Consider the following 11,902-nt stretch of genomic DNA (forward strand, 5'->3'; position numbering starts at 1 on the left):
GCGTCGGGTATCGGGCGCAGGGTATCGGGTGTCGGGTGCCGCAGGTTCGCCGGAAGGCGCCTGCTACATGACGGCGCCGATCTGCCAGGGCACGAACTCGCTGTCGCCGAAGCCCTGTTCCTCGCTCTTGGTGTGCTTGCCGGACGCGATGTCGAGAACGAGCTGGAAGATACGCTCTCCCGCCTGCTCGATCGTCTCCTCGCCGTCGGCGATGGTGCCGCAGTTGATGTCCATGTCGTCGGCCATCCGCTGGTACATCGGCGTGTTGGTCGCGAGCTTGATCGACGGGGCCGGCTTGAACCCGGAGACGGAGCCGCGGCCGGTCGTGAAGGCGATGATGTTGCAGCCGCTCGCCACCTGACCGGTCACCGCCGCCGGATCGTAGCCGGGCGAGTCCATGAAGACGAAACCCTTGGCCGTGATCGGCTCGGCATACTTATAGACGTCGACGAGGTTGGTAGTGCCGCCCTTGGCCGCGGCGCCCAGGGACTTCTCAAGGATCGTGGTCAACCCGCCGGCCTTGTTGCCGGGGGAGGGGTTATTGTTCATCTCGCCGAGGTTGCGGGCGGTGTAGTCCTCCCACCAGTGGATCCGCTCGATCAGCTTCTCGCCGACCTTCTGGCTGACCGAGCGGCGGGTCAGCAGGTGTTCGGCGCCGTAGATCTCCGGCGTCTCGCTCAGCACGGCGGTACCGCCGTGGCGCACCAGCAGGTCGGCGGCCGCTCCCAGTGCCGGGTTGGCGGTGATGCCGGAATATCCGTCGGAACCGCCGCATTGCAGGGCCAGCATCAGCTCGCTGGCCGGGATCGTGGTCCGGCGCGCCTTGTCCGCTTCCACCAGCATGGGGCGGATCATGTCGATGCCGGCCTGGATCGTCTTGGCGGAGCCGCCGGCGTTCTGGATGTTCATCACCTGGAACAGCGGGCCGCGCTGGATGCCGTAGGCTTCCAGCAGGAAGTCGATCTGGTTGACCTCGCAGCCAAGGCCCACGATCAGGACGCCGACGAAATTGGGGTTGCGGGCGTAGCCCCACAGTACGCGCTGGAGGTTGGCATAGCCCTCGCCGCTGTCGGCCATGCCGCAGCCGGTCCCGTGGGTCAGCGCCACAACGCCGTCGACGTTGGGGTAGTCGGGCAGCAGGTCGCGTTCGACCTTGGCCGCGATCTGGCGGGCGACGGTGGCCGAACAGTTCACGCTGGTCAGCACGCCGATATAGTTGCGGGTGCCGACCTTGCCGTTGGCGCGGCGGAACCCCTGGAAGGTCGCGCGCTCGGCTTCCGGCACATAGTCGGTCGGGCGGGTATCGGCGCCGAAGGCATAGTCGCGCGCGAAGTCGTGCATCTCGACGTTGTGGACGTGGACATGCCGGCCGGGCTCGATGTCGTCGGTGGCGAAGCCGATGACCTGATCGTATTTCCGGATCGCCTCGCCCTTGGCGACGGGAACCACGGTGACCTTGTGGCTACGCGGAATACGGTCGAGGCAGGTGACGTTCGTGCCGGCGATCGGCGCTCCGGGCATCAGTTCGGCACGGGCTACGACCACGTTGTCGGCCGGCGAAAGACGGATCGTCAGGGATGCTTGGTCGGACTGTTCGGACATGGCCTTGGGACCTGTTTTTGATGATTCGGAGGTGCCGCTACGGCCAGACCCGCTGGCGCCGAGGCTTTTCCTCCCCCACTCCTGTTGATCCGCAGTTAACCAGCAAATGGATCGTGTATGCAATATCCATTTTAGGGGAGCTGCTATGAATTGGCCGGGGCAAAGACGAAAGCGTGGGGAGCTTCCGGCTTACGTTCCCGACAGATAAGGCGGCAGCGGCGGTGGCTCGGATGACTGGAGGATCTCCAGCCGGCGCACGATCTTGGTGACCGACAGATCGAGATGACGCCGAAGCGCCACGGCGGCACGGGCCGGCTTGCCGTCGAGCAGGGCTTGCAGGACCAGCCGGTGCTCGCCCATGAAGGGGTCGATGCCGGGCAGGTCGATATGGCCGCCCAGGACGTATTTGTTGGAGATCAGCAGGGCCTGCGTCCGCTTCAGCAGATCAAGAAGTTCCTGGTTGTCGCAGTGGGAAATGCAGTCGATGTGGAGGTCGCGCTCCAACTGGTCGAGCTGCCGGATCGAGACGTCGGGGTAGGCCGCCCACGTGGCATCGAGACGCCCGATCATTTCCTCCAGCGTCGCTTGCCCGATCAGGGCAGCTGCCTTGGCAAGTGCCGCCGGCTCCAGGATGCGCCGCACCTCGTATAGATGACGTACGCGCTCGACGGTCAGCGGCACGACGAACCAGCGCGACTGCTTGTCCTTGCCGGTGATGCCCAGGTTCTGCAAGCGCGTCAGGACATCGTGAGCGACGGTCCTGCTGACGCCGAAATGCTGGGCAAGATCGTTCTCGACGATCCGCTGGGGGCCGAATGGCGAGTGCGAGGCCAGCTCCCGCTCGACCTCGTCGTAGATGCGCTCCCAAGCGGCCGGCGTCTTGATTTCGGCAAGGCCCGGCGCGCCGCTGTCCAGAAGAGCAGGGTCGAAGGTGCGCCGGCGTTCGACGGGCGTAAGCGATCCGCCGGTCACCAGATATCCGCGTCCCTCGAAGCGCTTGACCAGGCCCTGGACGATCAGGTGCGACAAAGCCTTCTTTACCGGCGCCCGGCTCACTCCGAAGAATTCGGCTATGGGGCCTTCCAGTATAACCGTACCGGGTTCGATCTCACTGCCGACGATCTTCTGTTCGAGAATGCCTTGTATCTTCCGATAGATCGGTTCGGCTGAAAAGATCGTCCGCATTTCATTCATGGTGCGGAGCATAGCAGCGGGCTGAAAACGCGACAAGCCGCGGTGCAGCCGGCCCTACCCTCCGCGACTTAAATCGTGAGACAAATTACCACTATCGTTTTAGCCGATGGTCATAGTAGCCTTGGTTGATTAAGGGACGGCTGTGCCCCAACGACAAAATGCGGACCATGGTGCATTGCAGCATGTGCGTCGCTTCGTCGCAGTTTAATCCGTCTACAGTCTGGTTATCGTGTTTGTTGCAATGCAGCATAGGTCGAGGTTTTAAATGCTCGTCACACTTTCAATGGTGTTCTGCCTGATTGCCGACCCCACCCAATGCCATACCGTCACGCCGCTGATCCCGGACGATCAGTATCTCACGATGTCCAACTGTCCGATCGCAGGGCAGGCGGAAGGAGCGCGCTGGGTCGATGAGCATCCGCTCTATCGCATGAAGCGCGTCCGTTGCCACATGGGCAATAAGCCGCCTGAGCGGAGCGCCTGATGCTCGATCCATGACCCTTCGGAGGCGTCCGGTGCCGCCGAGGGTCATGTCGTCATCCGTTACGTCGTCACGTTGATGCTGATCGCAGCCGTCGTGCCGGTCGAGATCGGGCCGGACAGCAGGTTCAGGCTGATCGTGGTGGTCATGCCGGGAGAGCCGGTGTCATAGGACGTGCCGATCACGGCAGCCGACTTGCCTTCGTTGTTCAAGGCCATGAACCGCTTCGGGTCGATCACCACGTTGTCGGCCATCTTGGTTGAACTGTCGGCGGCCGTGAATGACCTCAGCGAGTAGGTGTTGGTAACGCCGCCGTCGGTCGACGTGATATCGAAGAAGTCGGACATCTCAAGCCCGCGGGTGCCGAAGCCGAACAGTTCGGACTCGTTGTCGAGATAACCGTTGGCGTTGGAGTCATAGCCGAGCATGGACTGCGAGTTGAAGCCGCCGAACTTGTCCGCCGCGGTCTTGTACGCGTCGTAGGCGCGGGAATTGAAGGCATCCAGGTATTTCTGCTTGGTCGTCTCGTCCGTGATCCAGGTCGGGTCCTGGGCCGTCGGGTAGGCGCCCTGCTTCAGTTCCAGAAAGACCGCGGAGTCCATCGTGTCGAAGTTGACCAGCGAGCCGAATTTGGCGCCGTTGTCGCTCGTCAGCACGTTGGACTGGATGGAAATGTCGGAGTTGAGCTTTTGGCCGACGGCAGGATCGGTGCCGCTGTAATCATAGGAGAGCGCATCACCGAGCGAGGTGAACTTCTGCTCCTTGACGGCCTCTCCCGCCGTTCCGAACTTGGCAGCCGCCTCCGACTGGCGTTCCGGGGTCAGTGAGTCCCAGATTCGCTTGCGGTCGTCTGCTGCCAGCTTCAGGTTCGACAGGTACCCTGAAGGCATGGAAGCTGCGGCTGCGCTCGTGGCTGTTGTTGTCGAAGACATCGCCCGCTCTCCATTCCTGCGCGTTCTGCTGCGGAACTATGCAATAGGCGTGCCGCAGATTTTCCGCCGCACTGTCTAAGACTATCTCAAATTGGTGGTAGGATCAAGAGAGTCGATATGCCGCTGGTCTGCCGCCGCCCACGGCAGATTCTGCCCAAGGGGGAAAAATCTGCCGTGGATCGGCCGCAAGGGCGTAAATCAGACGCAGCCGGGCGGCATGACGTAGAGCGTGCCGTCCGGGCGTCGGACGATGTAACAGTTGGAGCCCTGATACGCCAGGATGGCGATGCTGCCGAAGCCCTGGATCTTGCTTATGGACTCCGGCAAGCGGGCCGGGGCCAGTTTCCGGGGGCCGGTAGAGGGCTGGTTCGGGTGGTCTTCCGTCAGCGCTCCGACCAGTTCGCCCTTGCTGTTGAGGATCAATGCCAACGACGGGTCGGCGAATCCCTGCGCCGTCAGCGCCTTCCGATCGAGCGGGGCGATTTGCAACTCCTGCGCCATCACCGGCGCGGTCCCCATCATGAAGCCGGCCAGAATACCCGCCGCCGCGATCCTCAAACCAACGCTGCCGATCATGTCGATACCCCCGATTGTCATGTTGATGAAGGCTCAGAACGAAAGCGACAGCCGTCCCAGGATCGTCCGCGCCGGGATGAACCTCGGTCTCGTCGTCGTGTTGGTGATCGAGTCCAGGTCCTGGTACAGGAAGTCCTCGTCGAACAGGTTGCGCACCTCAAGGCTGACGCTGCCGCGCCGTTGCGGCAGGCGGTAACCGATACCCAGGTCCACCGTGACGAAGTTTTCGCGCGTCTGGTCGAAGAATGGCTCCAGCCGCTCTTCCACCTGCTGGCTGACGAAGTTGACGCCGGCCTTGGCGAACAGCCCGTTCTCGGCAAAATACCTGACCTGGAGCGGCACCGTCATCGTGCGCAGGCGGGCGATATCGACCAGTTCGTTCTCGTTGTCGAACTCGTCCCATTCGAACTCCGCCGAAACGGCCCAGTCGGACGCGGGCGCCCAATAAAGGTAGGCGCGAACCTCGTCCTCCGTCCGGTCGCGGCTTTCGCTGGCCGGCGGTTCGCGGCTGACCACCTGCGGCACGTCCAGGTCGCGCCTGACGTATTCGACGCCGCCATAGACGGAGCCGTAGGAGCCTCGGCCGAGGACCGCATCCATGCCGATGCCCTTGACCCAGGCCGAAGTCTGGTTGAACTCGTCGGTGAACTGGTTGAAACCGGCGACCTGGGTCGGTTCCAGCGTCTGGTCAACGATCAGCAGCCGCTTGAAGGTGCGGAAGGCCGCGGCCCGCAGCTTCAGCCGCTCGGTCAGGTCCCACTGGACGCCGAACTTCGGATTGAGCTTGTCGAAGTCGTAGACGCCGTTGTCGAAATGGTCGGCGCTCAGGCCTACCGTGACGATCACGTCGCTCAATGGCGTCAGGTTGACATAGCCATAGGCATTGGACTGGCGGCTGGTGAAGCTCTCCGTGAACGGGAAGCTCAAGCCCGACAGCAGATCCTCGAAGGTCGAAACGCTCTTCTGCCGGATGCGGTACGCACCGCCGCCCGCCGTGACGTTGAACATGTCCCCACGATAGATCCCCTGGATCTGGGCGTCGATGCCGCGCTGTTCGATATCGTCGGTGAAATTGAAGAAGTCGTTTGCCTGAAGCTGCTTGGCGTCGCGCTCGCTGGCGATCAGCGATGCCAGCAGGTCGATCCTCGGCGTCGGCGAGTAGCGCAGTCCCAGGCGCGCCGTATCCTGGTCGATGTCGGTCCGCCCGGTGCGGGAGAAATTGTCGGGGTCGAAGTTCTGCGTCAGGTCTCCCTGCTCCGTCCGGCGCGATCGGATCTCCGCCTGGACGCTCAAGGTGTCGGTCAGCGCCGCCTGGCCGAACAGCGTGTAGATATCGTGCTCGACGTCGTTGTTCTCGCGGTAGCCGTCGCTTTGATAGTGGAACTGGCCGGCGCTGAAGGCGGCCCGGCCGACGATCCCCGACAGCATGACCTCGTCCGCCAGGGTATCCAGGTTGCCGGCGACGCCGGTCGCATCCAGCCTGATCCGGTCGCGCTCGAACAGCGGCCCGTATTCGTTGAATCCGGCTTCCGACGGGAAGGCGCCGGGCAGGATGTGGAGATCGGTCGCGCTCAGGCTGGGCTGGACCGGATCGATCGTCAGCGGCTGGAGCAGTTGGGACTGGAGCAGCGCGCTCGAACGGGCAATTTCGTGCCGCTGCAGCGGCGCGTAGATGTCAGACAGGAACCGGTTGGCCGCGGCGCTATCGGGGTCCTTGCCGAGAGCCTTCGCCGCCTGCGGCAGGCCGAGCCTGTCGAAGCCCAGATCGATGTAGACGCGGCCCAGTGCGGCACCCCGCGTCGCCAGATCCTCGTCCAGCGACAGTTCGGAGCGGAACGGCGCCCGGTTGTCGTTCAGGCTGATCGACCGTTCTATATCCCCCAAGGCGTCGACCGGCCGGTTGGCCGCCCGCTTCCTCAAGCCGTCGTAGAAGAACGGAGTCGGATCGAGCGGGTCCAGTTCCTTGGCGACGCCGTACTGGCCGGCCGCGCGGTCGCCGCGCCGCTCGTCGTCATAGGCGCGGCCGAGATAGCTGCGGACCAGCGAATTGCCGGGATCGAGCGCCGCGGCGACCTCCAACTCGTTCCGGCCCGCCTCCAGGTTGCCCTGGCGGATCAGGGCAAGACCCAGGCCCAGGCGGGGCAGGGGATCGGACGGTTCCAGCACGACCGCGCGTTCCAGGACCTGCTGCGCCTCACCCGGCCGCTGCCGCACCAGGGCGGCTAGCCCCAGGATCGTCTGTGCCTCGCCCATGTCGGGAGCCAGTTCGGCCGCCTTGCGCGCCGCCTGTTCGGCGTCGGCCCTGTAGCCCAAGATCAGCAGGATCTCAGCCAGGCGGGATCGCACCAAGGGGTCTTCGGGATGCATCGCGACCGCATTCTCAAGCGTGGCGCGGGCGCCTTCCAACCGGCGGTCGGCCTGCAAGGCGTAGGACAGCGCGATCCGGGCCGCCGCCGAGCGTGGGTCCAGTTCGACCGCGCGAAAGGCGTCGGACAGGGCGCTCTCGGTGTCGTTCACCGTCACGGCGATGACGCTGCGGAGCGAGAGCGCCCCGACATGATCGGGGTTTCTCGCGAGCGTTCTTTCGATCGCCTCCCGCGCCTCGGTCACCCGGCCGACGCTAAGCAGCAGGGCGTCGCGGTAGAGAGGCACTTGCGGGTCCGCTTGGCCCGTCGCCAGTTCGCGATCCAACCGGGCGATCGCGCCGGCGTGATCTCCCCGGCGGCTCAGCGCCAGCGCTTCGATGATCGAAGCCGGCAGGCCGGCGCTTTCGGCGGTGCCCTGTGCCGACATTGTCGTCAGCACCGGCTGGAAATAGAGCGTCCACTGGGCTGCATCGCGCGGGCGTACCGTGATCCTTTGCACCGGTGCCGTTCCGGCGCGGGCTTCCGCCGTCCCGGCGGCATCCAGCGTCACGGCGCCCTGCGGGTTGCTCGCCCGCACACGTCCCTGCAAGACCGTGACCGAGGCCCTGTCGGCTTCGGCCACGACGAGAAATTCCGTGCCTTCGACAGCGGCGTTCACGAAGGGCGTCGTGATGCTGAGGCTTCGGGGCCGATGGCTGAAGACCTGGATCACGCCCCGGATCAACCCCAGCACCGACGGCTCTTCTTTCTCGGCCGGGGCCGGAGCTACTTCCAGCGTGGTGGTCTGGTCCAGCCGAAGCACCGAATCGTTTGCCAGCGCCAGGGCTGCCCGGCTGTATCGGCCGGTGCGGATGGCGTCGCCGGCACATAAGGGCTGGTTGGTCGTCGCCGGCTGCCAATCGGAGCTTCCGGCGATACGTCTTTCGACGGCGCCTTCAAGGGATACGATCCGGCCTACCGGCGACGTGCAGCCGGGTTGCTGCATATCTGCCGGGAAACCATCCGCTCCCTGCGCTCCGGCCTTGTCGGGCCAAGTCAGGAACGCCAGCCCTCCGACCAGCGATGCCAATATCGACGACTGCAACCAATTATTTTTTGTCATCCGGGGTTTACCATCTAGGCCGACCTTTTTTATTTCGGCTTTGGCAAGCCGGGTTACGGTCTGTGGTAAGGCTCTCGTCAAAGAAGTAATCGTCCTGGTGCCGACGCTCGCATGAGTCTGTTTCTGTAATATGAAGCCGCCAATAGTGTCAATGCCGTTCAAATAATGCAAAATAGCGGTATTTGAGCCGATTGGCCGAAGAATGGCGGCGTATGTATTACTACTTGGCTTCGAGCCGGACGACGGCGCTGTCGTCCAGGACGCGGATCCCGGCGCAGTGGCTGGCGCATCGGTCCAGGTGGAACCGGCTCGGACCGTCATCGGGAAACTCACTCAATACACTGTGCAGCAAGTCCGATGCTTCGGCTATTCGGCCGCCCTCGAACGCTTCGAGGGCGGATTCGAACAGCGATACCAGCCGCAGTTGCGAGGGCGATGCCTCCGTCCGGCGTGCGATGACTTCGTGGATATCCAGTTCGCCGGCCTTGCCGAACAGGCGGAAGCGCCCGAGCCGGCGTGTCAGCACCATGTCCAGGTCGCCGACGGCTTCCCGCGACGCCAGGATGGTGGTTCCCAGATGTTTGTTCAGTCCTTCGATCCGGGACGCGGTATTCGGGATGTCGCCGACGACGCTCCAGGCGAAATGTCCCTTGCCGCCTACATTGCCGACCATGATCCATCCGGTATGCAGCCCGATCCGGGTCGGCATGGGCCGGCTCGGGTGCTGCCGGTTGAAACGCTGGATGGCTGTCGCCATGTCCAGCGCCGCCATGACGGCGCGGATACGTTGGGCGCGGTCGGGCTGTGGATTCGCCCATACGCTCATGATGCCGTCGCCGACCACGTCGGTAACGGTCCCGCCCTGGAGCTGGATCTGTTCGAACACGGTGGCGAAATAGCTGTCCAGCAATGTCGCCAGCTCGCGCGGCGGCAGGGCTTCGGCCAGCGCCGTGAAACGCGCGGCGTCGCTGGCGACGCAGGTACCGAAGACGAGATCCCGGGCGGAGCCCGGATCGGTGGACCCGCGCGCCATGTCGGCGGCCGCCTTTTCCGGCAGATAATAGCGGATCGCGCGGGAAACGTTCACGCGCTCCAAGTTGGCCGACAGGTACTGCCACAGAAGCCCGCCGAACAGCGCCAGCGGAACCTGGACCAGCAGCGGCACCGCCAGCGGCAGCCAGAGATGGTTCTGTTCGAACATCTTCAGGGTAAAGCTCAGCCAGGCCCAGGCGATGAACAGGGTGGCGGCAACGGCCCAGGTACCCGGCAGCAGATAGGCCACGAAGCCGACCGCCAGCCCGAATCCCGCCAGCATGGCGACCACCGTTCCCTGCCGGGGCATGGCCAGGGTGGTATCGTCGAGCAGGTTGGCGAAACCCGTGGCGGCGATCTCGACCCCGCTGATGTCGATGCCGTCGCCGGTGGAGAAGACCGTGTAGAAGCTGTCCACGTTGGTCGAAGACCGCTCCGCCACCCCGACGAACACCGCGCGGCCGTTCAGGTCCGGGATCGGCTTGTTCTCGATCAGGTCGGCGAAGGGGATCACCGTGATCGTGCTGGCCGGTCCGTACAGGTTCAAATAATAGTGCTGCGGACCCGTATGCAGTCGGTTCAGCGCATCGATCAGCCGGCGCTCGTGTTCGCCCAGCCGGGCGGGCAGGGGCGTCAGCCGGTCGATCAGCCCGGGGTCCTGAAGGAGCGCGCGGCGGACCGCCAGCGACGCCTTCTGGACCGACCCCGGTTCGCTCAGCAGGTCGTTGTCGGGCGGCAGCGTCTCCAGCCCCGGCACGTCGGCCTCCCGCAGGCGGCTCAGCCAGACGGCATGGACGGATGCCGCGTGGACCTGCAAGGCGGCGGCCGGCAGGGTGAGGCGATCGCCGGCGCCTTCCTTGAAGGCCCAGAACTGGTTGGTCCGGGCGGCGATCTTCGGCAGCGGGAATGGGGCCAGCGCCGCGGCGGCCTTCGCGAAGGGTTCGATCGGCGGGATCGCCTTCACGATCGCCATGTGTCCGGCCGGGTTTCCCTGGGCGTCGGTTACCGCCACCTCCTCGCGCTCCAGGGCTTCGACAAGCACGACCGAGCGTGCCGCCGCGATGGCGCGGGTGAGGGCGCCGTCCTGTATCTGGTCGGTCGGCGTCTCCAGCGTCAGGTCGAAGGCGATCGCGGTGGCGCCGCGCTTCTTCAGTTCGGCGATCAGGGTGGCGCGCAGCGAGCGAGGCCATAGCCTGACCTGCGGCGGCAGTCCCAGCCGGCGCGCCGACTGCCGGTCGAGACTGACGATCGCAACCCCGCTGGGCGGCGGAAGGGGGCCGCGCAGGGTGAAGAGCCAGGACAGCCCCAGCTCTTCCTCCATCATCCGGGCGACCGGAGTAAGGGCGAGCAGCATGGCGATGCCGGCGGTGACCAGCGCCAGCACGACTGCGTTCTGAACGCGACCCAGGACCGGCGGCATCTGAGCCGGGGCGATCTTGACGGGTCCGATCTTCATATGCCGGAGCGGTTGCGGACTGGGGAACTAAGGACCATCGGCCGCACCGCCGGGTTCGTCCTCGATGCCAGACAGGAAACGGAGTTCCGCCATGTCGTGAATCGTGACGATGCCGCCGGAAAATCCGACGACACCATCCCGCCGCCATGCCGCCAGCTGCTTGTTGACGCTTTCCCGCGTCATGCCGACGAAGGCGGCGAGTTCCTGCTGCGACAGGCGGACGTCGATCTGAATGCCGTCCGGAACAGGCTTGCCGAACCTTTCGGCCAGCCTGACCAGACAGCGGGCCAGCCGCGGCGGCAGGTCCAGGAACAGGGCGTCTTCCAACTGCTGGCTAGTCTGGCGAAGCCGCTGGCACAGCACGGTCAGCAGATGAAAGCAGGCCTGAGGGCGATCGGCCAGGAAAGGCAGGAAATCGCGCCGCTCCAGCACCAGAAGCTCGCACGGCTCCATGGTCACCGCGTCGGCGGTGCGCGGTTTGGCGTCGAGCAGGGCGATTTCGCCGAACAACTCGCCCGGCCGGATGACGTTGAGCACCAGTTCCTTGCCGTCCAGTGAGTAGGAGCGGATCTTGATGCGTCCCGAGATGACGGCCATCATGCCGTCGCCGGGATCACCCTTGTGGAAGACGACGCGGTGCGCCGGGTAGCGCACCGCCCTGGCATAGGACGCAAGCTTGTCCAGGTCGTCCTTGGGCAGATCGCGGAGGAGGAAATGGCCGGCGAGAACCGCCACTTTATCTGGTCCTTCCGACCGGGTCATAAATTGTTGGCCCCATGCGTGCCTGTGAGGCAGTTCACAGCATCAGGATTAAACTTGCGCTAACCATAATCCAGTCCGCCGGGCAATTCATCCCCAATTGCCGGAGCGGTATCGCTTGTTCACATATTATAGGGTCGATCATGGTTTCGCCGTCCTCCGCGCGGCAGGCCGGCGCCTTGTTGGCGATCTGGCTGACGCTGTGCCTTATGATGCTGGGTTTGTGAGCTTAAGCTTGTGAGCCGGGCGGGAGTTTGCCAGCGGCATTCGGATTGTGAATTCCGACGTAAGTTCCTGTCCCCTCCGAAAAAAGTTCGAGAGGCTGAAAAAAGCCCTGGACAGGGTTCGGGGTACCGCCCTATATACGGCCTCCCGACGCGCTGAGGCGCCGCGGGACACCAG

The 11,902-nt window shown here is 64.5% G+C and carries 8 protein-coding genes; 1 reads left to right on the forward strand and 7 read right to left on the reverse strand.

Annotated features, from left to right (window positions below):
- Window positions 1–63: 63 nt before the first annotated feature.
- Entirely contained in the window at window positions 64–1,602 is a 1,539-nt protein-coding gene (locus N826_RS22515) for a UxaA family hydrolase (protein ID WP_044432498.1), read from the reverse strand.
- A gap of 189 nt (window positions 1,603–1,791) precedes the next feature.
- The gene (locus tag N826_RS22520; protein WP_169789401.1) at window positions 1,792–2,796 is read right to left on the reverse strand and encodes a GntR family transcriptional regulator; all 1,005 of its coding nucleotides are present in this window, start codon (window positions 2,794–2,796) and stop codon (window positions 1,792–1,794) included.
- A 265-nt stretch (window positions 2,797–3,061) separates the two neighbouring features.
- Here N826_RS22520 and N826_RS22525 point away from each other — a divergent pair, with 265 nt between their 5' ends.
- Window positions 3,062–3,280, forward strand: a complete 219-nt coding sequence (locus tag N826_RS22525; RefSeq protein ID WP_244619671.1) for a hypothetical protein — start codon at window positions 3,062–3,064, stop codon at window positions 3,278–3,280.
- Between the two features lie 59 nt (window positions 3,281–3,339).
- On the opposite strand, the gene N826_RS22530 is transcribed toward N826_RS22525, so the two are convergent.
- The 5 genes from N826_RS22530 to N826_RS22550 all read right to left on the reverse strand — a co-directional run bounded on the left by N826_RS22530 (window position 3,340) and on the right by N826_RS22550 (window position 11,476).
- On the reverse strand, window positions 3,340–4,167 hold the full coding sequence (locus N826_RS22530; protein WP_044432500.1) for a hypothetical protein: 828 nt from the start codon (window positions 4,165–4,167) through the stop codon (window positions 3,340–3,342).
- A gap of 240 nt (window positions 4,168–4,407) precedes the next feature.
- Entirely contained in the window at window positions 4,408–4,806 is a 399-nt protein-coding gene (locus tag N826_RS22535) for a hypothetical protein (RefSeq protein WP_044432501.1), read from the reverse strand.
- Window positions 4,807–4,818: 12 nt separating this feature from the next.
- Window positions 4,819–8,253 (reverse strand): TonB-dependent receptor domain-containing protein, encoded by a 3,435-nt coding sequence (locus tag N826_RS22540; RefSeq protein ID WP_169789402.1) that lies wholly within the window; start codon window positions 8,251–8,253, stop codon window positions 4,819–4,821.
- A gap of 220 nt (window positions 8,254–8,473) precedes the next feature.
- The gene (locus N826_RS22545) at window positions 8,474–10,741 is read right to left on the reverse strand and encodes a CHASE2 domain-containing protein (protein ID WP_044432502.1); all 2,268 of its coding nucleotides are present in this window, start codon (window positions 10,739–10,741) and stop codon (window positions 8,474–8,476) included.
- 27 nt (window positions 10,742–10,768) lie between these two features.
- Window positions 10,769–11,476, reverse strand: coding sequence for a Crp/Fnr family transcriptional regulator (locus N826_RS22550; RefSeq protein WP_052831832.1), 708 nt, complete (start codon window positions 11,474–11,476; stop codon window positions 10,769–10,771).
- Window positions 11,477–11,902: the final 426 nt, after the last annotated feature.

The organism is Skermanella aerolata KACC 11604 (genome assembly GCF_000936425.1).
Taxonomy (GTDB): domain Bacteria; phylum Pseudomonadota; class Alphaproteobacteria; order Azospirillales; family Azospirillaceae; genus Skermanella; species Skermanella aerolata.